The sequence below is a fragment of the Botrimarina mediterranea genome, assembly GCF_007753265.1.
In the GTDB taxonomy this organism is placed as follows: domain Bacteria; phylum Planctomycetota; class Planctomycetia; order Pirellulales; family Lacipirellulaceae; genus Botrimarina; species Botrimarina mediterranea.
The window spans coordinates 4,502,654-4,527,313 of record NZ_CP036349.1 but is presented as its reverse complement, the minus strand read 5'-3'; the positions used below and the strand labels follow the sequence as shown (position 1 = coordinate 4,527,313).

The 24,660-nt window shown below is 64.5% G+C and carries 19 protein-coding genes; 6 read left to right on the top strand and 13 right to left on the bottom strand.

The window, feature by feature from the left end; genetic code table 11:
* Positions 1–189: 189 nt before the first annotated feature.
* The 3 genes from Spa11_RS17430 to Spa11_RS17420 form a co-directional block, all read right to left on the bottom strand.
* A complete protein-coding gene (locus tag Spa11_RS17430) occupies positions 190–396 on the bottom strand; it encodes a hypothetical protein (RefSeq protein WP_145114582.1) in 207 nt (68 codons plus the stop codon).
* Between the two features lie 188 nt (positions 397–584).
* Positions 585–1,013 carry a hypothetical protein gene (locus tag Spa11_RS17425; protein ID WP_145114580.1) on the bottom strand — a complete coding sequence of 143 codons (429 nt, stop codon included), beginning with the start codon at positions 1,011–1,013 and terminating at the stop codon, positions 585–587.
* 245 nt (positions 1,014–1,258) lie between these two features.
* On the bottom strand, positions 1,259–2,089 hold the full coding sequence (locus Spa11_RS17420; RefSeq protein WP_145114578.1) for an enoyl-ACP reductase FabI: 831 nt from the start codon (positions 2,087–2,089) through the stop codon (positions 1,259–1,261).
* Between the two features lie 281 nt (positions 2,090–2,370).
* On the opposite strand from Spa11_RS17420, the gene Spa11_RS17415 reads away from it, so the two are divergent.
* On the top strand, positions 2,371–4,272 hold the full coding sequence (locus Spa11_RS17415; protein WP_145114576.1) for a sigma-54-dependent Fis family transcriptional regulator: 1,902 nt from the start codon (positions 2,371–2,373) through the stop codon (positions 4,270–4,272).
* 189 nt (positions 4,273–4,461) lie between these two features.
* Here the strand turns inward: Spa11_RS17415 and bioA are convergent, their stop codons facing one another.
* The 8 genes from bioA to Spa11_RS17375 all read right to left on the bottom strand — a co-directional run bounded on the left by bioA (position 4,462) and on the right by Spa11_RS17375 (position 12,209).
* Positions 4,462–5,778 carry an adenosylmethionine--8-amino-7-oxononanoate transaminase gene (gene bioA / locus Spa11_RS17410; RefSeq protein ID WP_145114574.1) on the bottom strand — a complete coding sequence of 439 codons (1,317 nt, stop codon included), beginning with the start codon at positions 5,776–5,778 and terminating at the stop codon, positions 4,462–4,464.
* A 92-nt stretch (positions 5,779–5,870) separates the two neighbouring features.
* The gene (locus Spa11_RS17405) at positions 5,871–6,659 is read right to left on the bottom strand and encodes an SAM hydrolase/SAM-dependent halogenase family protein (RefSeq protein WP_197529483.1); all 789 of its coding nucleotides are present in this window, start codon (positions 6,657–6,659) and stop codon (positions 5,871–5,873) included.
* A gap of 208 nt (positions 6,660–6,867) precedes the next feature.
* Positions 6,868–8,346, bottom strand: coding sequence for an Asp-tRNA(Asn)/Glu-tRNA(Gln) amidotransferase subunit GatB (gene gatB / locus Spa11_RS17400; protein ID WP_145114570.1), 1,479 nt, complete (start codon positions 8,344–8,346; stop codon positions 6,868–6,870).
* 47 nt (positions 8,347–8,393) lie between these two features.
* Entirely contained in the window at positions 8,394–8,777 is a 384-nt protein-coding gene (locus tag Spa11_RS17395) for a GxxExxY protein (RefSeq protein ID WP_145114567.1), read from the bottom strand.
* Positions 8,778–8,818: 41 nt separating this feature from the next.
* A complete protein-coding gene (gene gatA, locus Spa11_RS17390; RefSeq protein ID WP_145114565.1) occupies positions 8,819–10,357 on the bottom strand; it encodes an Asp-tRNA(Asn)/Glu-tRNA(Gln) amidotransferase subunit GatA in 1,539 nt (512 codons plus the stop codon).
* Between the two features lie 86 nt (positions 10,358–10,443).
* Complete coding sequence (gatC, locus tag Spa11_RS17385) at positions 10,444–10,734, bottom strand: Asp-tRNA(Asn)/Glu-tRNA(Gln) amidotransferase subunit GatC (protein ID WP_145114563.1); 291 nt, start codon at positions 10,732–10,734, stop codon at positions 10,444–10,446.
* 21 nt (positions 10,735–10,755) lie between these two features.
* Positions 10,756–11,052, bottom strand: a complete 297-nt coding sequence (gene rpmB, locus Spa11_RS17380; RefSeq protein WP_145114561.1) for a 50S ribosomal protein L28 — start codon at positions 11,050–11,052, stop codon at positions 10,756–10,758.
* A gap of 293 nt (positions 11,053–11,345) precedes the next feature.
* Positions 11,346–12,209, bottom strand: a complete 864-nt coding sequence (locus Spa11_RS17375) for an inositol monophosphatase family protein (RefSeq protein WP_145114559.1) — start codon at positions 12,207–12,209, stop codon at positions 11,346–11,348.
* Between the two features lie 510 nt (positions 12,210–12,719).
* On the opposite strand from Spa11_RS17375, the gene Spa11_RS17370 reads away from it, so the two are divergent.
* The 4 genes from Spa11_RS17370 (at position 12,720) to ccsA (ending at position 19,765) form a co-directional block, all read left to right on the top strand.
* A complete protein-coding gene (locus tag Spa11_RS17370; protein WP_145114556.1) occupies positions 12,720–13,106 on the top strand; it encodes a hypothetical protein in 387 nt (128 codons plus the stop codon).
* 69 nt (positions 13,107–13,175) lie between these two features.
* Entirely contained in the window at positions 13,176–14,603 is a 1,428-nt protein-coding gene (locus Spa11_RS17365) for a helix-turn-helix domain-containing protein (protein ID WP_145114554.1), read from the top strand.
* Between the two features lie 216 nt (positions 14,604–14,819).
* A complete protein-coding gene (locus tag Spa11_RS17360; RefSeq protein WP_145114553.1) occupies positions 14,820–15,932 on the top strand; it encodes a hypothetical protein in 1,113 nt (370 codons plus the stop codon).
* A 173-nt stretch (positions 15,933–16,105) separates the two neighbouring features.
* Complete coding sequence (gene ccsA / locus Spa11_RS17355) at positions 16,106–19,765, top strand: cytochrome c biogenesis protein (RefSeq protein WP_145114550.1); 3,660 nt, start codon at positions 16,106–16,108, stop codon at positions 19,763–19,765.
* Between the two features lie 161 nt (positions 19,766–19,926).
* Here the strand turns inward: ccsA and cydB are convergent, their stop codons facing one another.
* Positions 19,927–20,943: a cytochrome d ubiquinol oxidase subunit II gene (cydB, locus tag Spa11_RS17350; protein ID WP_145114548.1), complete on the bottom strand. Its 1,017-nt coding sequence runs from the start codon at positions 20,941–20,943 to the stop codon at positions 19,927–19,929.
* Between the two features lie 129 nt (positions 20,944–21,072).
* On the bottom strand, positions 21,073–22,521 hold the full coding sequence (locus Spa11_RS17345; protein WP_145114546.1) for a cytochrome ubiquinol oxidase subunit I: 1,449 nt from the start codon (positions 22,519–22,521) through the stop codon (positions 21,073–21,075).
* Between the two features lie 331 nt (positions 22,522–22,852).
* Between Spa11_RS17345 and Spa11_RS17340 the strand changes: the two genes are divergently transcribed.
* The gene (locus Spa11_RS17340; protein WP_145114544.1) at positions 22,853–24,523 is read left to right on the top strand and encodes a hypothetical protein; all 1,671 of its coding nucleotides are present in this window, start codon (positions 22,853–22,855) and stop codon (positions 24,521–24,523) included.
* The last annotated feature ends 137 nt before the right edge of the window (positions 24,524–24,660 follow it).

Below are 24,660 nucleotides of genomic sequence, written 5' to 3'. Positions count from 1 at the left end.
CAAGCCCCTGGTCATCGGAAAAAGGGAACTAGAAAGCCCCGGAGGGGCGACAGCAACGTGATGATCAACGTTGCTGTCGCCCCTCCGGGGCTTTGCTGTTTGAGGCGTCGTCTACCAGGGGCTCGCGCCCCTGGCTGCACGCTGCCGCCCCTCCGGGGCTCTTACGGACGCCCGTTGGCTCGCTCCAGACTACGGCTTCGCCTTGTTCTGCGACTCTCGGCTCGCTGTCGCCATGATTTCGAGGATCAGCATGAAGACACCAACAACGGCGATCACCAAACCAAACTCATCGGCATAGCAAACAACCTGCGAAGAGGGCATCGCCTCGGCGATCGCGCCGCCTACTGCCATGAAGGCGCCCGAAAAAACAATGATGCTGAGGGCGATAGCTCTCATCTTGGCCTTGCATTGATTGGAGAATAAGTTCGAAACATAAGCTATGTGCTTTGCCCATGAAGTATGGGGTCGCCGCATACGATGAGATCGAGACTCGAACGCCTCTTGTTGCTCCGCAACCCCGAGACTCGTTCGAATGAGCCTAGCGGCAGGCACGCCCTCCCGCTCACGACAGTCGGGGCCACCTGTTAATCACAAAGATTGTGGCAGACTTGGGCAGTTACCACTCCGAATGCTATCGGCTTTCCTGGCGCCTTACCGATCGCGACGAGATAGACGAATTCACGAAATTCGAATCCGTCACTTAAACGCGTTGGAGCTGTGTGGAGCAAAACGTACCACAGCCTTCCTTCCTCCGCTACATTCCTAAGCTTTGCATGAAGTGTCATCGATCGTTGAGGGTCGTTCTCGCCATCTAACTCATTCGCGAAAATGTACTGCTCCGTAGGATCACTGTGGATCTCGTCGTTCTTGGTACCTGGACGATAGCCAGGATAGGGGATGTAGTCCGCATCAAGGGAGACGACGTGTTCACTTTCGAAATGACGCGGCATCAATGCAGCTAGCGCTTCCCGTCCAGTGCGAAGACGACTGCCGTCACGCAACTCGATCAGCATTGGGTGTAGTGGAAAGTCCGACGCTCCACCGTAGCAAGTAAGCCCATCGAGTGATCGCAGGACTGCGCATAGCGATTCCACATCGGAAGGGATACCGGTCTCGAACTGTGATTCAAATGTCGCGATCCCGTCGCGCAGCACAAGCGATTCCGATAGTGGCGACTCGAACCCAAAGTCCAGATGTTGCATTTGACGTTGGGCGTTCTGTTAATGCTTTGTGCGCTCTGAGATGAGCCGAGTCACGGTTAACCCTTCGCCGCCTTGAACTTATCCAGCAACCGCCCCGGCGAGCCCATCGCGTTGTAGCCGGCGTCGACGTGCAGGATCTCGCCCGTCACGCCGCTCGACATGTCGCTGAGGAGATAGACGCCGCTCTTGCCGACTTCTTCGTGCGTGATGTTGCGGCCCAGGGGCGCCATCGCTTCGTAGAGGCCGAGCATCTCGTCGACGCCGGCGCCGCGGCCGCTGATCGTTTGCACGGGGCCGGCCGACAGGGCGTTGACGCGGATGTCGCGGGGGCCGAGGTCGTACGCCAGGTAACGTACGGTCGCGTCGAGGGCCGCCTTGCAGACGCCCATCACGTTGTAGCCGGGGACCGCCTTCTCGCCGCCGAAGTAGGTGAGCGTGAGGATGCTCGAACCGGGGCTCAGCAGATCCTTATGCGCGCTCGATAGCGCCATCAGGCTGTGAACGCTGATCGCCATCGCGAGCTTGAAGCCTTCGCGGCTCGTGTCGACGGTGTCCTTCTTGAGGTCCTCCGGCGGCGCGAAGGCGATCGAGTGCAGCAAGAAGTCGATGTTGCCGAACTCGGACTTACACTTCTCAGCGACGCTGGCGACGTGCTCGTCGTTCGTCACGTCCATCGGCACGAGGAACTTGGCGCGCGGGTTCCCGTCGATGAGCTTCTCGACGCGGCCCTGGTTCTTACGCCGCTCGTCGTCGGGCTTGTCGGGCATGTGCGTGAAGCCGCAGTCGCCCCCTTGCTCCATGACCTGCTCGGCGATCGCCCAGGCGATCGACTGCTTGTTGAAGACGCCCGTAATCAGGCCTTTTTTTCCTGCGAAGAGGCCGGACATAGCGGCGGCTCCCGTGTGAGTTTTGGAGGGGACAGTCGTTGCGAAACGGGCGATCCTACCCGGCAAGAGCGGCGGGGAGAACGGGGCCGCGATCAGAGCTGGCTGACCCAAATTGATTGAGGCCCCGATCGATTGTGGGAGGGGTCTCCAGACCCCGATAGCGGTCTCCTGGCCGAATACGGCATGGTGCGCGTCATCGGGGTCTGGAGACCCCTCCTACAGATTGCTGTCGCCATCCTCTGTGGTTGCGTTCTCGCCCCGCCCGCGTCACAACGGATGTCATGATGACAACACAACCGCTGGCGAAACTCGCTGTCGATCTGATCGCTGCCGTGGGGGAGGGCGCCCAGCCTTTCGACGCCCGTGTCGCGGCGGCGGTGCGGGACGCTTGTGAGGCTTCGGCCGTCGGGTTGTGGCGTCCGGCGGCCCCGCAGTGGCGGAATCTGGCGGGGGTTCCTACGACCCCCTCAGAGCCCCCAGAAGCCGTTCCTGAGGCCCTCGACGCCGAGCGGACGGTTGAGGTGGCGGGCTGGATTGCGACGCCTCTAGCGGCCCCTGGAGGGCCCTCAGAGGGCTACCGTCAGCCCGACATCCTCGCCATCCGCCAACCGCGCCAGCGCCTGCCGATGGCCGACCTGGCGGCGCTGGTCGAGGCGGCCCGCACCGCGGCGTGGGCCACCCATCACGAGGCCGGCCGGATCGAACGGCTGGCGGAGCTGGTCTCGCTGTCGCTGGAGTGGGGTGAGTCGAGCGACACGGCCGCCCTCCTGGAGCGGATGGCCGAGGCGGCGACGCGCCTGTTCGACTGCGACCGCGCGACGGTCTTCTTGTGGAACCGCTCGGCGGGGCAATTGGTGGGGCGGCCGGCGCTCGGCATGCCGGGCAATCAGCTCACCGTGCCCGACAGCGCGGGCGTCGTCGGCCGTGTTGTGCAAACAGGTAAGGCCTTACGCACATCAATGCGTGACGCGGAGATGGTCGATCGTGCGACCGACAAGTCGAGCGGCTATCGAACTGACTCGCTGCTCTGCGTGCCACTCGATGCGCCGGGGGGCGAACGCCTCGGCGCCTTCGAGCTGATCAACAAGAACCGCACCGGCGAGTTCACCGACGACGACGAACGCGGCTTGATTGAGTTCGCGCGACTCGCCGCCGTCGCCGTCGCCAACGCGCAACAGGTCGAAGACCTCGTGTGGCAACGCGACTCGCTCGTGGAGCAGGCCGCCAGCGATGTCCGGATGCTCGGCGAGGCGCCGGCGATCGCCGCGTTACGCAAGACCATCCAGCGCGTCGCCGACGCCGACCTGGCGGTGCTGGTGCTCGGCGAGAACGGCACGGGCAAAGAAGTTGTCGCGCAGTCGCTCCACTTCCAGAGCCGCCGCCGCAACGCGCCGCTGCTGGCGGTGAACTGCGCGGCGATCGCCGAGTCGCTCTTGGAGAGCGAACTGTTCGGCCATGAGAAGGGCGCCTTCACCGACGCGCGCGAGTCGCGGGCCGGCAAGTTCGAACTCGCCGACGGCGGCACGCTGCTGCTCGACGAGATCGGCGACATGTCCCCCGGGGGACAAGCGAAGTTGTTGCGCGTGCTCGAAGACAAAACCGTCGTGCGCGTCGGCGGCGCCGAAGAACGCAAGGTGGATGTGCGTGTCGTCGCCGCCACCAACCGCGACCTCGCCGAGCGCGTGCGCGAGGGCAAGTTCCGCGAAGACCTCTTCTATCGCCTGTGCGTGGTGACGATCGAGCTGCCGCCGTTGCGCGACCGTGGCGACGACGTGATCCTCCTCGCCGAGCACTTCTTGAAGCAGTACAGCCAGAAGCGCGGCCGCAAGACGCCGAAGCTCTCTGCGACGGCCAAACGCAAGCTCACCACCCACAACTGGCCCGGCAACATCCGCGAACTGCGTAACCTGATGGAGCGCGTCGCGTACCTGACCGACGAGCCGATGATCGAAGCCGACGACCTGGCGATCATCGACCGCGGCCCGACCCGCGGCGCCGGCGGCGAGCTGGCAATCGAAGGCGAACTGACCGAAGCCACAGGCGAGTTCCAACGCCGCCTCATCAATCGAGAGATCGAACGCGCTAGGGGCAACGTCGCCGCCGCGGCCCGGTCGCTCGGGCTTCATCGTTCCAATCTTTATCGGAAGATGAAGCAACTCGGGATGGACACCGACGAAGGTTGAACCACAAAGGAACGAAGGAACAAAAAGAGTAGGATGGCGCCGTAGGCCCATCGCCTCATTTCGGAGCCGACATCAAGAAGTGATGGGCCTTCGGCGCCATCCTACGAGCGAAAGAAATCTGTACCGCGAAGGAACTAACGAAGAGAAAAGTCGTCGTCTTCATTCTTTGTTCCTTCGTGCCTTCGTGGTTCAAATCTTTTGCAAAGCGGCCGCCACTACGTCGAGGATGCGATCGAGGTCAGTCGCATCAATGTTGAGCGGGGGCATCACGTAGACGAGGTCGTCGCGGCCGCGGAGCCAGACGCCTCGCTCTAGTGCGTAGCTCGCGATGGCTTGGCCTTTCGGTTCGTGGAGGTCGATCGCCGCGATCATGCCGCACTGGCGGGAGTGTTTGACGCGCGGACTTGTCGCGATCTCGCGCCAACGCTTATTGAGGTGAGCAATCTTCGCCGGCAGTTCGTCCATCAGGCCCGACTCGAACTCGTCGAGCGTCGCCATCGCCGCGGCGGCCGCTAGGGCGTTGCCGCTGTGCGTGTGGCCGTGCCAGAACGTGTTGTCGTCGGTCGGCTCGCGATTGAGGAACGCGTTGTAGACGCGTGGCGTGGTGATCGTCACCGCCATCGGCAGGTAGCCCGCCGTCAGGTGTTTTCCTAAACACAAGAAGTCGGGCGTTACGTCTTCGTGGTTGCAGGCGAAGAGCTTGCCCGTGCGTCCGAGTCCGACGGCGATCTCATCGGCGACGAGCAGCACGTCGTACTCGTCGCAGAGTTTTCGCAACCCCGCCAGAAAGCCCGGCGGGTGCATCAGCATCCCCGCCGCGCACTGCACGCGGGGTTCAACGACAATCGCGGCGATCGTGTCGGCTTGCGATTCGAGGACGGTACGCACATCAGAGAGTGCTCGCGCCATTTCTCCCTCCCCACCAGGTAGAGGGGAGCTTTTGGCGCTGCGGCTATCGGGCGCCGCGACACGTATCACTTCACAAAGCACCGGCGCGAACGCATCGTGATAACGTCCGATGCCGCCCAGCGCTGTCGCGCCGATTGTGTCGCCGTGGTACGCCTGACCGAAGGCTAGATACTTTGTCTTGTTAGTTCGCGGCGAGTCGCATTGCCGCCAGTACTGCAGCGCTTGCTTCATCGCGACTTCGACCGCGCTGGAGCCGTCGCTCGAATAGAAGACGTGTTGCAAGTCGCCCGGCGCAAGGTCGGCGAGGCGTTTAGCGAGTCGCACGGCGATGTCGGCGCCCATGCCGAGGCTGGTGCAGTGCGCCATCTTGCCGAGTTGTTCGACGATCGCCGCGTTGATGCGTGGGTGACCGTGCCCCAGCGCCGCGCACCACATGCTGCTCGCCGCGTCGAGATAGGCGTTGCCGTCAACGTCGTAGAGCGTCGAGCCCTCCGCCCGCGCGATCACCAGCGGCTCGTACCCCGCCATCGGCGTGAACGAGTGCCAGTAGTGGGCGCGGTCCCATTCGCGGAGTTGGTCGTTCTTTGAACTGTTCATTTCGCAAATATCTGTAGGAGGCGTCTCCGACGCCGATTACGCGCACCATGCCGTTTCGGAATGGATACCGTAATCGGCGTCGGAGACGCCTCCTACAAGGTGTCGCTCCAATTCAAACAAACGGCGTCGCCGACGCCCGCGCCGAGCATCTCCGCCGCGTTGCCATTAACGAGGGCGACTTCGACGAAGCCCTCCGAGCCAACGAGCGCCACTAGCGTCTGCGGTGGGTTCTCGCCGTAGGTTTGCCAGAGGCCGTAGGTCTCGTGCTCGCCGAGGGTGACGCGCAGCCGCTCGTCGCGCGGCGTTTCTTTGAGCAGGTCCGCGCTGATGTTCGTGATCAGGTTGCCGTAGTGATCGACCTCGGCGACGCGGCCTTCGATCCGCTCGTTTTCGATGCGTGGTCCGTCCGTCATCGGCATCCTCTGAAGAGAAGCGTGCGCCGCGCCGAGTTCCTTGAGCGGCGTTCCCGACAAGAGCAGCGCCGCGGCGGGCGCCATCAAGTCGCGCCCATGGAACGTACACGAATCCCCCGCCGGCGCCAGTCGCTCGCGGCTTAACGCGACGCATTCATCAAAGCGTCCTTCCAACCACCCGAACAACCCGTTGTCCGGACCGATGAACCGTTGCTTCAGCGCCTCAACGACGACAATCGGCCGCTCGGTCCCTACGCCGGGATCGATCACCGCCAGATGCGTCGTCCCCGCGGGCCAGTAAGCCGCCGCCGCTTCCAAGAGCCGCGCCGCCGCGGCGATGTCTTGCGGCGGGATGTCGTGCGACAGATCGACAACCGTCACGCCGGGCGCGCGGCTGTAGAGCACCCCCTTCATCTGCGCGACGTAGCGGCCGCCGGGGCCGAAGTCGGTGGTGAGGGTGAGGAGCATCGAGGGAGGTTGGTAGGCGGGTAGTCCGATAGATCGGTAGGGTGGTGATAGAAACCCTAGTCTACCCGCGACGAATCCCGCTACCGTGCGGCGCGTTACGCCAGCCATCAAGTATCGTGGCGAGCCGGCGACGTTAGTCGTCGGTGGATGCCTAGTACCCGCTACCCACCGACGACTAACGTCGCCGGCTCGCCATTAGCGCTTGGCGCTACAATCCCTTCGCGATCAGCTCTAAGCAAATCTCGCGCACGCGACCGGGGTCCGCATTCGGGTTCTTCTTCTTTGCTTGTCCGATCAGCGCGCCGACCGCTTTGTCGTTCCCCTTCTGCACGTCGGCGACGATCTTGGGGTTCGCTTGCAGTAGGTCGCGGCAGATCTCGACGAGCTCCGACTCATCGACCGCGGCGATGCCGAGCTTCGCCATCGCGGCGTCGGCGTCGAGTTTTTCGGCGATCATCAGCTCGAAGACCTCGCGCGCCCGCGGGCTCGGCAGCTCGCCGGCGACGAGCTTCTTGATCATGCCGCCCAAGCGCTCGGGCGCGAGGCCGACATCCGTAAGCGTCTTCGACTCGGCGTTCATCACGCGCAGCACGTGCTGCGTCACCCAGTTGGCGGCGAGTTTGGCGTCGCCCGCCTCGGTCGCGGCGGTGAAGAAGTATTCGACGACCTCGCGTCCCTGGTTGACGATCACGTCCGAGTCGTACGCCGACAGGCCGTGGTCGGTCACGAGGCGTAGTCGCAGCGCGGCGGGCAGCTCGGGCATCGCGGCGCGGACCTTGTCGACTTCGGCGGCCGGGTTCAGCACCGGCGCTAGGTCGGGGCAGGGGAAGTAGCGGTAGTCGGCCGACTCTTCCTTCTCGCGCTGCGGGATCGTCTTGCCGGCGTTGTCGTCCCAGCCACGGGTCTGCTTCGGCGCTTCGCCGATGAGGCGACCCGTCTCCTGCCACTCACGATACTGCCGCGCCGCTTCGTATTCGATCGCGCGCTCGACGGCGCGGAAGCTGTTGAGGTTCTTGATCTCAACGATCGGCGTGGCAAGCTTCTTGCCGGGATTCTTCGGGTCGTCGAGGTGGATGTTGACGTTGGCGTCCACCCGCAGCGAACCCTCCTGCATGTTGCAGTCGGAGACGCCGAGGTACTCGGGGCCGAGGATCAGCTTGAGTTCGGAGAGATAGGCCTTCGCCTCCGCGGCTGAACGCAAATCGGGCTCGCTGACGATCTCCAAGAGCGGCGTGCCGGCACGGTTGAGGTCGATCACCGTGTCGCCGCCGGCCCCCGACTCGTCGTGCAGGCTCTTGCCGGCGTCCTCTTCGAGGTGCGCGCGGAGGATGCGAATCGTGCGAGCTTCTGAATCATCAACCGCGACTTCAAGCTTGCCATGCTCGGTGATCGGCAGGTCAAACTGGCTCGTCTGATACCCCTTCGGCAGGTCGGGATAGAAGTACTGCTTACGGTCCCACTTGGTGAACGCGGGAATCTCGCATCCTAGCGCCACGCCCGTTTGCACCGCGAGCTCGATCGCCCTCGCATTCAGCACCGGCAGCGCCCCCGGCAGCCCGAGGCACACGGGGCAGACCTGCGTATTCGGCGCAGCGCCGAACTTATTGGGGCAGCCACAGAACAGCTTGCTCTTGGTGGCGAGCTGGACGTGGACTTCGAGGCCGATGATCGTTTGATAGTCGCTCATGACTTTCTTAAGGCTGGTTGCCCACGAATTACACGAATCTACGCGAATTAAGTTCGAGGTAGGAATCGTTCGTGCTGGAGGCCTTTGCTGTGCCCGAAGTTGATAAGCAAACCGAGGGGCATCTTTGTAGCGTGCAGGTAGTTCAGTAGTTGGGCTCGGTGATCGTCGTTGATGTATGACACAGCCTTCAGTTCAACAAGGACGGACCCATAGCATATCAAGTCAGCACGGTAAGCCTGGATCAGCGGCTGACCTTTGTAGTGGATTTGCAGTGGCGATTGAGGAACGTACGGAATCTGCTTAGCGCCTAACTCAAGTTGCAATGCTTCTTGATATACCGCTTCTAGGAAGCCACATCCCAGTTCGTTGTATACCTCGAAGCAAGCCCCCACGATTGCATATGACTCGTCCTTAAGAACGATCTCAGCCATCGTTTAGACCTATTCGAGTCAATTCGTGTAATTCGTGGGCACTAAATCTTAGCGAGGGGCGCCATTCCAAAAGCCGCTTCGTGCATCCGTGCTGCTCTGAGGAGCCGTTCTTCTTCTAGTGGCGGGGCCATTAGTTGCATGCCGATCGGTAAGCCCGACTTGGACATGCCGCAGGGGAGGCTGATCGCGGGGAGGCCGGCGAGGTTGGCGGCGACGGTGTAGAGATCCAGGAGGTACATCGACAGGGGGTCGTCGACGAGTTCGCCGAGTTTGAACGCCGGCGCCGGGGTTGTTGGGCCGAGGATCACATCCACCTTCTCAAACGCGCGGTCGTAGTCCTGGCGGATGAGGCGGCGGACTTGCAGGCCCTTGAGGTAATACGCGTCGGCGTAGCCTTCGCTCAGCGCGTAGACGCCGAGCATGATGCGGCGTTGCACTTCGGGACCGAAGCCTTCGCTGCGGCTCTTGCGGTAGAGACGCACCAGGGCCGAGTCGATCTTCTTCAGCGCCGCTTTGTCGCCCGCGTCGGTCGCTGCCTTGCGCTCGGCGGCGAGCTCGGCGTGCATCGCCGTTTCGTCGGTGCGGTGGCCGTAGTGAACGCCGTCGTAACGCGCGAGGTTGCTCGACGCCTCGCTGGGGGCAATGACGTAGTAAGTCGCCACGCCGTGCTTGGCGTTTGGTAGGTGGACTTCGACAATCTCGGCGCCGAGTTCCTTATATCGATCAACGCTCGCATCGACGGCGGCCTTCACTTCGGCATCAAGGCCATCGGCGTAGTGCTCGGGAACGACGCCGACACGCAGACCCTTGAGCGGCTCGTCGATCGTTGGCGCCGTCGGTTTCGCCTCCATGTTGGCGGAGGTCGAATCGCGGTCGCAGTGGCCGGCGATCGCGTCGTAGAGCAGGGCCGTGTCTTCGACCGTGCGGGCGAACGGCCCGACTTGGTCGAGGCTGCTGGCGAACGCCACCAGTCCGTAACGGCTGACGCGTCCGTAAGTGGGCTTCATGCCGACGATGCCGCACAGCGCGGCGGGCTGGCGGATCGAACCGCCCGTGTCGGTGCCGATGGCGAGGGGCGCCTCGCAAGCCGCGACCGCCGCCGCCGAGCCGCCGCTGGAGCCGCCGGGCGAACGCGTAAGGTCCCAGGGGTTGTGCGTCTTCTTGAACGCCGAGTTCTCGGTCGAGCCGCCCATTGCGAACTCGTCCATGTTCGTGCGGCCAACGAGCACAGCGCCGGCCGCCTTGAGCTTGGCGACGACGGTCGAGTCGTACGGCGCGCGGAAGTGCTCGAGCATCCTCGACGCGCAGGTAACGAGCTCACCTTCGTCGCAGAGAACGTCCTTCACGGCGACCGGAACGCCATCGAGGGGGCCGAGCGGCTTGCCGGCGGCGCGACGCTCGTCAGCAGCAGCGGCTTGTTGGAGCGCGCGATCCGATGACACGTGCAGAAACGCGCCGACCTTAGCGTCGATCGCCGTGATGCGGTCGAGGTGCGCTTGCGTCAGCTCGACCGAAGAGACTTCGCCGGCGTCGAGGAGGCGACGCTGCTCGGCGGCGGTGAAGCGGGTGAGGTCGGCCATCGTGTTTGGTCGCTCCCTGACGGTCGCGGCTCAGTGAGTTGTTACACGCCGAGCCGTCACCGTGACGGAGTACCAATGAGAACGGCTCAACCTTCGAGAACAGCCGGCACTTTGAAACCGACCGCATCCTTCCGCGGGGCGTTCGCTAGGGCCGCCTCGTGCGACAGGCCCGCGCGCACCTCGTCGGCCCGCAAGACGTTGTAGAGTTCGACGGCGTGGGCCATTGGTTCAACGCCCGCCGTATCGACCGCCGCCAGCGAATCGACGTACGCCACGATGCCGGCGATCTGCGGCGTCAGCGCTTCGAGCTGGGCGTCGTCCAAGTCGAGCCGCGCCAGGTGGGCGACGCGCTCGACATCGCTCCGAGAGATCGCCATGGCCCCTTCATCCGCAGAGGATTACTTCTTCTTGCCAGCCGCTTGCGGCTTAGCGGCCTTCACGGGCAACTGGAACGGCGCCGTGCGGACCTTCTTCACGACCGCGCCCGAGCGGATGCACTGCACGCAAACTCGAAGGTGAGCGGCGTTGCCACCCTCGCCCGCGACCTTGACGCGCTGCAAGTTCGGCTTGAACTGCCGCTTGGTGATGCCAGTGACCTTGGTGCCGACGCCGCCGAGGTACTTCTTCTTACCGCGGATGGTGACCTGGTTGCCGATCTGCGGGCCTTTGCCACAGAGTTCACAAGCGCGAGCCATCGGATTGCCTCGTGGTCGGCCGCCGGTGGGGCAGGCCTGGTGTGTTGAATCGTTGTGCGGGTGTCGAGGCCGTCCCCTGGTCGGGTAACGGACCCCTAGCCGTGGCCTTCCTGCCGCGGCGAATCGCACAGGTTAGCGGACCAAGGCGTGGGGGGCAATGCTCCCCAAAGGCGGAAAACCGGCTGAGACGTGGAAACTGTGGGAGGCGTCTCCAGACGCCGATTTCGCGCACCATGCCTATTCGGGATGGATACCGTAATCGGGGTCTGGAGACCCCTCCTACAGATTTCTGCCTACTTCCCAGCCGTGATCGCCAAAACCTGCTTCAAAACATGCCCGTTGGTGGCGATGCCTTCGCCGGCGTGGACGGTGGGGTCGCCGCTCCAGCTGGTGAAGGTGCCGCCGGCTTCTTCGAGGATCGGCTTCAGGCACGCCGCGTCCCAGACGCTCATCTTGGCGTCGACCATGAGCTCGGCTCGGCCGACGGCGACCATCATGTAGCCATAACCGTCGCCCCAGGTGCGGGATATGCGGGCCGTCTGCTGGAGGGCGAAGTAGGTCTCCGTGGCGTCCTCGGCGCGGTCCTGGAAGCCGCCGACGTCACCGGTTAGGAAGAGGCCCTCACCCAGGTCCTTCAGTTCCGAGACGTGCGCTCGGCTCAGCTCCCCACCGCCGTTTTGGCCGCCGCCGTTCTGGTACCAGGCGCCACCGCCGATGGCGGCGTGGATCGTCTCGCCCGACGCCGGGGCGTTGATCACGCCCAGGATCGGCTCGCCGGAGGCTTCTTCGAGCACCGCCACTAAGTTGGTGTACAGCGGCACGCCGTGCATGAAGGGCTTGGTGCCGTCGATCGGGTCGAGGATCCACTTGTATCCCGACGTTCCGGGCTTTTCGGGGTACTCCTCGCCGAGGATGCCGTCGTCGGGGAACCGCTCCTCGATCCGCTTCCGCAGGTGCTGCTCGGCCGCCTGGTCGGCCAGGGTGACCGGGGTGCGGTCCTCTTTCCACTCGATCCGTAGGGTCGGCGAACGGAAGTAGGTCTGGGTGATCTCGCCCGCTTCGAGCGTGATCTGGCGGGCCCAATCGAGCCGCTCATTGGCGGCGGCCTTCCACTCGGCAGGGTACGTAGCGGGCGAAGCGGCGGCGGGCGTCGTCATGACGTCGATTAGGGGGTCCGTGTTCGGGAGTGCGCCAACGCTGGGCGCAGGTTGTCCGGCACGACCCAAACTACCCGTAGCGGAAAAAGTAGGGGAGCCCCCCGAGCTAGGCTCGCTACCTCGACCCGTAGCGAGCCGGCGACGTGAGTCGTCGGTGGACGCCTGGTACCCGCTTCCCACCGACGACTCACGTCGCCAGCTCGCCGCAACTCGTATTCGGCCAGTTTTCCGACCGGCGTTGTTGGAAGTGGTTAGCGAAACTACGTAGAATTACCTGGATCGCCGCTCGTTGCGGTGGCGAGCCGGATTTCCCAACGATTCCCCGAGGAAGGAGCCTCTGCCATGACCATCCACCAGCGTCCCGCGAGCCGCGGGTTGGCTGTCGTCCTTATGTTGGCCGTAGCGACCGCTGTGGCGGCCCAGGGCTTCGTCTGGCCGCCTGCTGAGGGGGACCGAAGGGTTCAGTCGGGGGGCGCGAAAACAGGCCGAATTCAAGCCATTGAACAGCCTTTGGCAGCCGACCCCCTGCCGACCAATCCATTGGAAACCGATCCGCTGCCGACCGATCCGCCGCCGTCGGAGGAGCCGCTCAGTTTCGCCGCCCGATCGACAACCGCGGCCGCCAGCCCACCGCTGCCCGCCGTGGCGGCGCCGCCGGCGGGGGGGCAGACCCAGTGGAAAATCCTGGAAAATCCGAACGGCCCGCACGCGGCCCTGATTTTTGACCCAGTCCGCCAAGTCTTCGCCGTTTACCACGTCGACGCGGGCAGCGGTCAGATTATGCTGAAGTCCGTCCGTAACTTGTCGGCCGACCTCCGACTCGAACAATTCAACAGCGGTGCCCCCGCCCCGAAAGACATCCAAGCGATGCTCGACGAGGCCCGGGGTCCCCGTTAACGCAATAGCGCTAGCCCGCTGCCGCTAGCGCCTTACGACCGAACTCTCCCCGCCCGAACTGTCGTCGCTATGTCGCAGAAGTTCATCAGCCTCGAAGACGCCGCCGCCCGCCTTGGGATCACGAAGGAACGGCTCAATCACCTTCGTGACGCCAACGTGATCAACGGCTACAAGGACGGGACGAGCTGGAAGTTCCGCACCGAGCACATCGAGCGGCTCGAATCGGAGGGCATCCCCCCCGAGGACGAGGGCGAGGACTTCACTCTCGACGCCGCGGAGGAGTACAGCCTCGGCGATTTGGGCGACGACCTACCCGAGGTCAAGCTGGACGATGACGCCCCCGATGAAGCCCCGCCGACCGAGATCGGCGGTTCGGCGGACGATGATGACGACATCGGTCTGGGCGTCGAGCCGTTGGGCGATGGCGACGATGCCGAGTCGATCCTGCTCACCGGTGATGACGAGATCGAAGGGGGCATCCCGCGCCCGCAGAGCACGATCATCGGCAAGAGCGATCTGTCGCTCGAAGACGACTTGATGCTCGCTAGCGGCAGCGACGCCGCCGCCAAAGCGGGCCCCAAACCCGGCTCCAGTGCGTTCGAGGACCTTGACGAGCTTGAGCTCGACCTTGAGACCGAGTCGCGCGTCTTCGAGGCCAAGCACGCCGAAGCCGCTCGCAAGGCGTCCGAGGAAATTGCCAAGGCAGAGTCGAGCCTCAAGCTCGGCTCGGACAGCGACATCGACCTCGACCTGGGCGACGCCTCGGCTGTCCGTGGCTCGGACGTGCTCGGCAAGGGCGATGTCGACGAGGCCGGTTCGCCGGGTCTCTCTGGCCCCGGTAGCGTCAGCGGCCTGGGCGGCATCGACAGCATTCAGCTCGGCGAAGACGAGGATGACGACCTTGTGCTCGGCGGCTCGGACGGTTCAGACGGTCTAGCCACGGGCGATAGCGGCATCAACCTCTCCCCCTCGGACAGCGGCTTTGCCTTGGACGAGGTGCCGCTCGACCTGGGCGGCTCGCAGATCGGATCGGCCCTGGACTTGGCGGCCCTCTCGGCGGCCGGATCGGGCGCGTCGGGCATGGGCTCGGTGATGTCGGGCCTGGGTGGCGAAGACTTCCAACTCACCCCTGCCGACAGCGGCGACGAGGAAGAAGACAGCTCGCAGATCGTCGCCCTCGAAGAGGTCGGTGAGGAGGACGAGGACCTCCCCGGTTTCGAGGCGATCGACGAAGGCGAGGGGGACGACGATTTCGGCGGCGGTTTCGACGCCGGCGGCTTCGGGACCGAGGCGGCCGCCGCCCCGGTCGCGGTCGGCTCTTCCCAAGAGGTTCCGTTCCCGGGTTGGGTGCTCGGCATGTTGATCGCCGGCTTCTTCTCGATGCTGCTGGCCGGCGTCATGGCGATGGACCTGATGCAGACCATGTGGTCCTGGGACGAGCCCTTCGCGTTCAGCAGCGGCCTCATGGAAGGCCTCCTGAGCATCGTCGGGCAATAGACTAGCCACACGTCGAAGCGGGGACGCAGGGACCTCGAAGGTGTGACGTGGGCCACCCTGTGCGGCGGTTTGCCGCGCCTCGGCGTCCGCGATACGGGTAGGCCGCGCTCCCCGCGGGGCCGTAAGATAGGGGGCTCGCTGCCAGAACGTCTGGCGGCGCCAATCTCCGCCACCGGTCCCAAAAAGCCCGTGCTCTTCACCCGCCGAGCGGCCCCCGTGGTCGCGCTCGCCCTGTGTATTGTCGCCCTTGCTGGGTGCCGTCCCGAGGAAGAGGTCCGCACCTACCGGATCGCCAAGCCCGCCGACGCGCCGAGCGCCGCGAGCGAGACGCCGCAACCCGTTGCTCCCGAAACCGCCGCTAAGCCGCCGAGCGGCGAGCCGACGGATCGGATGATCGGGTCGATCGTGCCCGGGCCGAGCCAGGCGTGGTTCTTCAAGGCCGTCGGTCCGAAGGCGGCGATCGACGACGCGGCAGACGCGGTCACCGCGTTCCTCGCCTCGGTGCGGTTCGAAGGCGACAAGCCGAAGTGGGAGACGCCCGAGGGCTGGACCGAGGAGGAGGCCGGCGGCATGCGGCTGGCGACGCTCAAGGTCCCGGCGGAAGAAGGGACCGAGTCGATCGAAATGAGCGTCATTGGTCTGCCGCTCGTCGGCGACTGGGACGCGCAGGTGCTCGACAACGCCAACCGCTGGCGGAAGCAGCTGCAACAGCCGCCGCTCGCCGCCGAGGCCATTGGGGACGAGCTGAAGCCCCTCGCCGACGTGGCCGAGGGCGCGGTGCTGTTCGACACGGTCGGCTGGTTCGACGGCGGCACGATGGCGCCCTTCGCCGGCGGCGCCGCGCCTTTCGCCAGCGCGACGCCACCCGCGGCGCCGGCCGCGCCCGCTGCTGAGCAGCGCGAGATGAAGTACCAGTCGGAGTTGCAATCGACGACGCCCGACGGTTGGACCGAAGAGCCCGGCAGCGCGATGCGCAAGGCGTCGCTCCGCACGCCCGGCGGAGCGGTGCTGACGGGCTTCGCGTTTCCGCTTACCGGCGCGATGGGCGACCGCTTGGAGAACGTCAACCGTTGGCGCGGCGAGATCGGGCTCGAGCCCACGACCGCCGACGAGCTCGAGGCCCAGACCGAAGAAATGAAACTGCTCGGCAGTGACGGCGCGTACTTCGAGATGGTCGGCAAGACGGAGACGACGCACGCCGCGATGGTCGAGCGCGAAGGCCAGGTCTGGTTCTTCAAGCTCCGCGGTCCCGTCGAAGAGGTGGCGAACGAGCGCGACGCGTTCAAGAAGTGGCTTGAGTCGTTGTCGCTTGAAGGCGCCGAGAAATAACAATTCATGTAGGAGGCGTCTACGACGCCGATGACGGCATCCATTCCGCAGCGGCGTGGTGCGCGTCATCGGCGTCGGAGACGCCTCCTGCAAATTATCGGGTGAGAAATGCCCCTCCCCACAAACGGGAGGGGAGTAATGAAGAAGCCATCGCATTCTTGCAGGCGAATTAAATGGGCGCGACCCTCGAAGCTACTCCCAGTGCCACGACGGCACGACCGACCGACGCGCCGCGCTCTCGACGCGAGGCGTCGACGCTGGAGCGGCTGCTCGGGCCGTTGGCGTCGCTGCGGTTGACGGTCGTGCTCTTCTCGCTGGCGATCTTCTTGGTCTTCGCGGGGACGCTTGCCCAGGTGGACCACGACGTTTGGTACGTGGTCGAAGAGAACTACTTCCGCGTCTGGGTGGCGACGATCGAATGGCAGGCGTTCGCGCGGCTGGTGGAGATGTTCACCAAGAGCGAGGCGCAGCCGATCACGGGGGGTTTCTTGTTCCCCGGCGGCAAGCTGATCGGTGTGGCGATGTTCCTCAACCTGCTCGCCGCGCATTCGGTGCGCTTCAAGGTCGCGTCGAAGGGCGGCCGGCTGGCGGCCGGGCTCGCGCTTGTCGTGGCGGGCGTGGCGGCGACGGCGTGGGTCATCTTCGGCGACAAGACGGTCGGTGACGAACTGTCGCCGGCTTTCAGTGACGGCCTCTGGCAAGCCATGCGCGCCGGCATCGCGGGCCTAGCGCTCGTGATGACGTATTGGTCGCTACAAGCCCGCGCGCGATTGCGAACCGCGGAGTGGGGCCTGGCGATGGCGCTGAGTCTCGTGCTGCTCGGCGTCGCGGCGTACCTGTTCTTGTATCCCTCGGCCGCGCCTGACAACTCGGGCATGCGCATTCTGTGGCAACTCACGAAGTCTTGCGGCGCCGCGGTGCTGTGCCTCGTGGGCTGTCTGCTGGCTTTCAAGCAGCGCGCGGGCATCGTGCTGCTGCACGCCGGCGTGGCGCTGCTGTTGGTGAATGAACTGGTGGTGGACCTCGCCCACGTCGAGGGCGTCATGTCCATCCAGGAGGGCGCGACCGCCAACTATGCCGAGGACATCCGCAGCGTCGAACTAGCGGTCGTCGCCGACGAAGGAGACACGCAGCGCGTCACCGTCGTGCCACAGAACGTGCTCGCCAAAGCCGCCAAGTCGGGCGAAGTCGTGAAGCATCCCGACCTGCCATTCGATCTCAAGGTCGTGCGGTTCGACGAAAACTCGACGCTCGCCGCGGTGGGCCCTGTCGCCGAGAACCCCGCCACGCAAGGCGCCGGCTTGCAGCGCATCGCGCTAGCGAATCGTTCGGTGTCGGGCGCCTCGGCCGCCAGCGGCGTCAACCGGCCTTCGGCCTACGTCGAGCCGATCGACAAGGAGACCGGCAAGTCGCTCGGCGTGTGGCTGGTGTCAAACTCGTACATGCGCACGCCCGGGGGCGGCGGTATCGGCCTGCTCTCGCAGCCGATCGAGGCCGGTGGCGAGACGTACGGCGTCGATCTGCGCTTCAAGCGGCTCTACAAGGACTATTCGGTCACGCTGCAAGACTTCCGGTTCGATCGGTACTCGGGGACCAACGTCCCGAAGAACTTTCAGTCGGACGTCGTGATCAATGACCCGTCGCGCGGCGTCGAACGCGACGCGAAGATCTGGATGAACAACCCGCTGCGCTACGCCGGCGATACGCTCTACCAGCAGGGCTATGACGAAGTCACCGAGCAGGGGACCGTCCTCCAGGTGGTCAGCAACACGGGCTGGATGATCCCGTATGTGAGCTGCGTTTACGTCGGCCTGGGAATGCTCGTGCACTTCATGGGCACGCTGACGCGCTTCGCACGGCGGCGCGTCGAAGAAGCGAACCGCCTAGCGAAGGCGAACGCCGCCGACGAAGCGGGCCCGAGCCTGCTCTCAGCGGCCGCTTGGAAGCAGCCGATCGTGTGGGCGCCAGCGCTCGCCGCGGTGGTGGCGGTCGCTTACTTCGGTAGCAAGGCAAGCCCGCCGAGCGACGCAGCGGGGGCGATGGCGATCCAGCGCTTCGGCGCGTTGCCGGTCGCCGAGGGGGGCCGCATCAAACCGATCGACACGCTCGCCCGCACGACGCTGCAGGCGATCAGCGCCCGGCAAGAAGTCTTCGAAGACAAGGACGACCGCGACGGCCTGCCGGCGACGCAGTGGCTGCTCGAAACGATCTCGGGGCGCGAGGGTTGGGCGCAACACCCGGTGTTCCGCATCGAGAGCCTCGAGTTGCTCGACGCGCTGGGTCTCGAACACCGCACGGGCTTCTTCCGTTACAGCTACGAAGAAGTGATGAACCCCGAGGCCGGCTTCGCGAAACAGTTCGACGCCGCGATCGCGCAGCAAGCGGCGATCGAGGAGGCGAAGAAGGCGGGCGAGGAAGCCGAGCCCTTGTCGCTCGTCCAGCAACAGACGCTCGCCCTGGCGGACAAGATTACGCTGGTGCACCAGCTTGCCGGCGCTTTCGGCGACCCGCGCATCAACGGCGAGAACGAACAAGAGGTGCGGCAGCAGCTCGTCGCCGCGCAGGCCAACGCCGAGAGACTCAGCCGCTCCGGCGCGGTGCTCGCCGTGCCGCCGAGCGAGGCCGATGGCGAGTGGTCGACGCTCTTCCAGTCGAACCTGGCGAACCTGATGCGGCTGGCGACCAAGCAGCCGCTCGAGCCCGCCGGCGCCGCTTGGAGCGACGCCCTCACGGCGTACAACCGCGGCATGCCCAAGGAGTTCGGCGATAGCCTCACCGACATCGAAGCGGCGATCGAGAAGTACGAGCGTTCGCTCGAATCCTCGCCCGAGGTGTTGGCGAAACTCGCCTCGTCCGAAAGGCTCGACGCCGCCGCAGTGCGGTTCGAGCACTTCTTCAGCCACTTTAGCCCTTTCTATTACTGCGCGGCGATGTACCTCGTGGCGTTCGTGCTGACAGCGTTGTCGTGGCTGGGTCAGGGGACCGTGACGAAGGCGTTGGGGCGTGCGGCGCTCGCGGTGATCGTTGTGACGCTGCTCGTGCACACGTTCGCCTTGGTGGGCCGTATCTACATTTCGGGCCGGCCGCCGGTGACGAACCTCTATTCGTCGGCGGTGTTCATCGGCTGGGGCGCGGTGCTGTTCGGCGTGGCGTACGAAGCGATCTACAAGATCGGCATCGGCAGCGCTGTGGCGAGCTTGTTGGGCTTCGCGACGCTGGTGGTGGCTCACTACCTGTCGCTCGACGGCGACACGTACACCGTCCTCCGCGCGGTGCTCGACACGCAGTTCTGGCTCGCGACGCACGTCGTCTGTGTGACGCTCGGTTACTCGACGACGTACCTCGCTGGCTTCCTCGGCGCCGGTTACCTGATCGCGATGGGCGCCCCCCGGCTGGTGGGCGCAAAGAGTCTGCTCACCAAGCAAGTTGGCGACCAACTCATCCGCATGGCTTACGGCACGCTCTGCTTCGCGCTGCTCTTTAGCTTCGTCGGCACCGTGCTCGGCGGCTTGTGGGCGGACGACTCGTGGGGCCGCTTCTGGGGCTGGGACCCGAAGGAGAACGGCGCCCTGATCATCGTGCTCTGGAACGCCCTGGTGCTGCACGCCCGCTGGGGCAAGATGATCGGCCCGGTGGGCTTCGCCACGCTCGCCGTCGGCGGCAACATCGTCACCACCTGGAGCTGGTTCGGCGTCAACGAACTAGGCGTCGGCCTCCACGCCTACGGCGCCTCCGAAAGCAACACGGCCAGCATGCTCCTCTTCTTCGCGACAAGCCAACTGCTGGTAATGACCCTTGCCCTCTTACCGTCACGCTACAAGCAAGTTGCTTAGGTCTCGCGCAGAGACGCGGAGACGCAGAGAAAGAGTGCTGAGCGGGATGGCTCACGCAAAGCCGCAAGGGCTTTATTGCTTTCGTTCTTTGCGTCTTAGCGCCTTTGAGTGAGTCTTAAGAATGTGTCTCCGCGTCTCCGCGTCTCTGCGCGATACATGGATCAGTAGCTGTGTTTGTCGATGCGGACTTTGCCTCGGAAGGTCCAGTAGACCACCGACGTGTACGCCAGCACGAAGGGCATGCCGATCAGGGCGAAGAGGGCCATCAGCTTGAGCGTCGCTGTGGACGACGCCGAGTTGTAGATCGTCAGGCTGTTGGCGGGGTCGGTCGAAGACGCCACGAGGTCGGGGAAGAGGGCGAAGCCGAACAGGAACACCAGCGCCGCGATCGAACAGCCCGACGAGATGAACGCCTGCCCGCCGTACCCCTTGTAGAGGCAGCGCGACACGTTGGCGACCGCCAGGAAGTTGAGCACCACGATGATCAGTCCCCAAGGGTGGACGTCAAAATTCTTGGTGGCCCGGTCGATGGTAGCGACGGCGACGCCCGTTGTAATCAGGAACAGCACAACGTACGCGAAGTAGGCGCCCCACGCCCAAGTGCGTGTGCGACGCTGCAAGTCGCCGGTGGTCTTAAGGCCCAGGAACAGCGCGCCGTGCAGCGCGAAGGCGGAGAGCGTCAGCGCAGCGGTGAGCAGTGAGAAGAGGCCGATTTGCTCGAGGGTCGAGCTCGCCATGATGCCACGGTCATCGAGCGGCACGCCCGCCATCGCCGCGCCGACCGCGGCGCCGTAGACGACAGTTGCGACGAAGCTCGCCGTGAAGAAGACCGTGTCCCACAGCACCCGCCACCACGCGCGATCGACCTTGCCGCGGAACTCGATCGACACGGCCCGAAAGATCAGCCCGCCCAGCGCCGCCATGAAAGCCAGATAGAACCCCGAGAACGCCGTGGCGTACGCCTCAGGAAACGCCGCAAACAACGCCCCGCCGAACGTCACGAGCCACACACCGTTGCCGTCCCACAACGGGCCGATCGAGTTCACCAATAGCCGCCGCTCGCCATCGTCCTTCGCAAACGGATGCCACAGCGCGACGCCCAGGTCGAACCCGTCCAGCACCGCGTACCCGGTGAGCAACACGCCGAGGAGGACGAACCAGAGAGTGGGGTAGTCCATGGGGCGAAGTGGGAAGTTGGAAGTGGATCTTGCAAATGACGAATGACGAAGCACGAATGACGAACCTGTCGGAGGATTTATCCGCCACCGGCTGGTTCGTCATTCGTCATTCTTGCTTCGTCATTCACGTTAAGCATCCGCCATGCCGATGTCGTGCCGCCGTTCCGATACCGTTTCGCCGTCGTCGCCCTCGTCAAGCTCCGGCCCATGTTGGATCTTGCCGTTGAGCAGCACCAGCCAGAGGACGCCGAGCGTGGCGTAGATGACGCCGAAGAAGATGATCGAGCCGAGCACCTGGTCGGCGTGGACCGACTCGGAGACCCCGTCCGCCGTGCGGAGGCCGCCGGTGGCGACGCCATCGACGATTGTTGGGTAAACGATCCAAGGCTGGCGGCCCGTCTCGGCGGCGACCCAGCCCGCTTCGTTGGCGACCATCGCCAGCACGACCGACGCGACGAAGAACCACAGCAGCCAACGCTGCTCGAAGAGCGTGCCGCGGCGATAGAACCACCACGCAACGAGCGTCGCGCCGATCATCAGCGTGCCGATGCCCACCATCAGGTGATAGGCCTGGAACGTGATCCAGACGGGCGGCTCGCCGTAGACAGGGCCGAGTTGGTCGAGCCCCGGCACCTCAGCCGACGGGTCTTGGTGGATCAAGAGGCTTAGCCCCGAAGGGATCGCCACGCCCCAATCGACGCGGCGCTCGGCGGAGTTGGGCCAGCCGAAGAGATACAGCGGCGCTCCGGCTTTCGTCTCATAAAGGCCTTCCATCGCCGCAAGCTTGGCGGGCTGATGATGAGCGACCATCTCCGCATTAAAATGCCCCGACACGGCTTGGGCGAGCGACGACACGGTCGCCAACATCAGCGCGCCGATGAACGACCGCCGCGCGAAATCGACGTGCCTGCCCTTGAGCAGATACCACGCCGAGATGCTCATCACGAAGCACGCCCCGAGCACGAACGATCCCAGCCAGACGTGCGTCAAACGGTGGATGGTCGAAGGGTTAAAGACCATCGCCCAGAAGTCGATGATCTCGGCCCGCAGCGCGGTGCGCTCGCCGACGACGTGCTCACGGAGCACATGGCCGGTGGGCGTTTGCTGCCAACTGTTGGCGATGACGATCCACACGCTCGAGAAGATCCCGCCCAGCGCGACCATCACTGTGGCGAAGAAATGCGTCTTCGGCCCGACGCGGTCCCAGCCGAACAGCAGCAGCGAAAGGAACCCCGACTCGAGGAAGAACGCGAAGATGCCTTCCGCCGCGAGGGCCGAGCCGAACACGTCGCCGACGAACCGTGAGTACGCCGCCCAGTTGGTGCCGAACTGGAACTCCATGACGACGCCCGTCACGACGCCCAGCGCAAAGTTGAGCCCGAACAGCCGCGTCCAAAACCGGGCGGCCTGTTCGTAGATGATCTCCTTGGTCCACAGGTAGCGGCCTTCGAGATAGACCAGCACCACGCCCAGCCCGATCGTGAGGGGCGGGAACAGGTAGTGGAACATGATCGTCAGCGCGAACTGAATCCGCGACAGCATGACGACATCGAGTCCCAGAGCGGTTTCATCGGGCATCCCGCGATTCCCGTGGTGGCGGTGCGTTCGGACAGCGTAACACTATCGGCGGCGTGCCGTCGCGGGGCGAGCGCGGCAGATGGTCGCGGTCACGATAAGTCTCGTGCAGAGACGCAAAGAGGACGATGGCTTGTAGGGTCCGCTGTGCGGACCGTAGTTGAGCGAGCGCGGCGCCTCCTCGCCCACCGTGCCAGATCTGGCGCCAAACCACCAAGCACGGTCCTCACAGCGGACCCTACTAAGCTTCAGTTTCCATAGACAAATCCGGACTCACAACGTATCCCACTAATCAAAGCCCCTCAGTTTTCTGTCCCAATGGAGACCCGCCGCCATGCGAACCCTCCCGCTAGCGCTGCTGCCGCTCCTCGCCATCGTCGCAACGGCGTCCGCCTTCGAGATCACGCTCCCCGACGGGCAGCAGATGCTTAAGCTGCCGGTACGGGTGGTTGACGAGAAGGGCGAGCCCGTCGTCGGCGCGAAGGTGATTCCTTGGGCGCTGCGGTCGGGTCAAGGGCATGGGCTCTGGCGAGAGGGAGACGAGCGTAGCGGTCTCGACCCGGCGTCGGTCAAAACCGATGCCAATGGTCGAGCTGACATTTCCTACCCGCGATATCGTGACGTCGTTGAACAGGTGACAACGCTTCAAGTTTCGTTGTGGATCGACCAGCCGGATTTCGGCTTCGTCGATGACCTGCATATCGATGTGCCTCTAGAGGAAGTTGTTTCGCACGAAGTACGGCTCGTGCGTGGCATTCGACCAACCGTGCGACCACTGATTGACGGCAAACCTGCTGATCTTGGATCCATTTACGCCATCTGGTCCGACGGCCGATCGTGGCGCCCCGGTACGAAGATCGAACCTACGGAGGATGGCGCTCTCCGATTCCCGGCAATGGCGCCGGGTCCGGTTAGCATGCGGCTGGTTCGATTGGAGGGAGAACATGCCACGCACTTTAGCCCCATCAATCGATTTGAATTAGGGAAAAGCGATCCGCCTATGATCGACATCGAGCTTCAGCCCTCGGCGACGGTCTACGGACGACTCGACGGCGAAGTTCCACGACCGGTAGAGGATGGTCGTGTTAAGGTCAGCACCATCAACCCGAACGCCGACGACTACCAAGCCTTCGAGGAGTGGTTCACCTGGGCGCCGATCCAGCCCGACGGAACGTTCGTCATCAAAGGGTGGCCTCAAGGTGAGGCTCTCCAACTAATTGCCCTTTGCCGGGGCCACTACGCGACGAATGGGGTTGCACCGAAGGTAGTTGAGGACCCTCGCGACCCAATGATCGACCCCTACAATCGCCCACAAGTATTCGAAGAGCCGGGCGATGAGCCGATTATCGTAGCGATGTCACAAACTTCAGCGTGCCGCGCGACCGTGCGAGACGCGGCGGGTGAGGCGGTGGAAGGAGTTCGAGTGCTCGCTAATCCGAATGTCGGGTGGTGGAACAGCGGCTCACAGATTTACTGCAGTCCGCTGGTCCGCGGTGAGCGACTTCTCAGAGAGCGCGATTACGCCGATGCGGTCGACGAAGGACACCCTTACCCCTTCGATGGCACTACCGACGCTGCGGGCCATGCCACGGTCACGATGCTCCCAGGCAACGGGCGTCTCTACGTCGATAGCGACGACTACGAACTCCCCATCTTCATCGGCCGTCGCGACTACGACATCAAAACCGTCCCGGGCCAGACGATCGATGTCACACTCACCGTTCAGAAGAAAGGGACCGAGCAACTCGGCGATTGGGACAAGCTCGCCGGCGTCGTGTTCGGCTGCTCGACGCGCGAGGGCCGGCAGATCTGCGCGAAGCCCGGCGTCCGGGAGAAGATGACGGCGTTCCGCGAGCGCCTGCAATCGGCCGAGAACCCCCGCGACCCGAAGTTGCTGTCGGAGCTATATGCGTCGGTGGCGGAGGCGTTCGAAGACTACGGCGACGAGGCCGAGGCGGCAAACTGGCGGCGTAAGTCGGAGGTGCAGGCGGAGCTGGCGAAATAGTCTTGCGAAGACGCAAAGGCTTAAGACTCACGCAAAGGCGCGAAGGCGCAAAGAAGGCGGGAAGTAAAGCCCTTTGCGTCTCTGCGCCTCTGCGCGATTCATTAACGGCCCTCTGCGGCGGACGGTCGGAATGGTAG

Coding starts and splice junctions, on each gene's coding strand:
- Spa11_RS17430 (WP_145114582.1), bottom strand. CDS start 396: ATGAGAGCTATCGCCCTCAGCATCATTGTTTTTTCGGGCGCCTTCATG.
- Spa11_RS17425 (WP_145114580.1), bottom strand. CDS start 1,013: ATGCTGATCGAGTTGCGTGACGGCAGTCGTCTTCGCACTGGACGGGAA.
- Spa11_RS17420 (WP_145114578.1), bottom strand. CDS start 2,089: ATGTCCGGCCTCTTCGCAGGAAAAAAAGGCCTGATTACGGGCGTCTTC.
- Spa11_RS17415 (WP_145114576.1), top strand. CDS start 2,371: ATGATGACAACACAACCGCTGGCGAAACTCGCTGTCGATCTGATCGCT.
- bioA (WP_145114574.1), bottom strand. CDS start 5,778: ATGAACAGTTCAAAGAACGACCAACTCCGCGAATGGGACCGCGCCCAC.
- Spa11_RS17405 (WP_197529483.1), bottom strand. CDS start 6,659: ATGCTCCTCACCCTCACCACCGACTTCGGCCCCGGCGGCCGCTACGTC.
- gatB (WP_145114570.1), bottom strand. CDS start 8,346: ATGAGCGACTATCAAACGATCATCGGCCTCGAAGTCCACGTCCAGCTC.
- Spa11_RS17395 (WP_145114567.1), bottom strand. CDS start 8,777: ATGGCTGAGATCGTTCTTAAGGACGAGTCATATGCAATCGTGGGGGCT.
- gatA (WP_145114565.1), bottom strand. CDS start 10,357: ATGGCCGACCTCACCCGCTTCACCGCCGCCGAGCAGCGTCGCCTCCTC.
- gatC (WP_145114563.1), bottom strand. CDS start 10,734: ATGGCGATCTCTCGGAGCGATGTCGAGCGCGTCGCCCACCTGGCGCGG.
- rpmB (WP_145114561.1), bottom strand. CDS start 11,052: ATGGCTCGCGCTTGTGAACTCTGTGGCAAAGGCCCGCAGATCGGCAAC.
- Spa11_RS17375 (WP_145114559.1), bottom strand. CDS start 12,209: ATGACGACGCCCGCCGCCGCTTCGCCCGCTACGTACCCTGCCGAGTGG.
- Spa11_RS17365 (WP_145114554.1), top strand. CDS start 13,176: ATGTCGCAGAAGTTCATCAGCCTCGAAGACGCCGCCGCCCGCCTTGGG.
- ccsA (WP_145114550.1), top strand. CDS start 16,106: ATGGGCGCGACCCTCGAAGCTACTCCCAGTGCCACGACGGCACGACCG.
- cydB (WP_145114548.1), bottom strand. CDS start 20,943: ATGGACTACCCCACTCTCTGGTTCGTCCTCCTCGGCGTGTTGCTCACC.
- Spa11_RS17345 (WP_145114546.1), bottom strand. CDS start 22,521: ATGCCCGATGAAACCGCTCTGGGACTCGATGTCGTCATGCTGTCGCGG.
- Spa11_RS17340 (WP_145114544.1), top strand. CDS start 22,853: ATGCGAACCCTCCCGCTAGCGCTGCTGCCGCTCCTCGCCATCGTCGCA.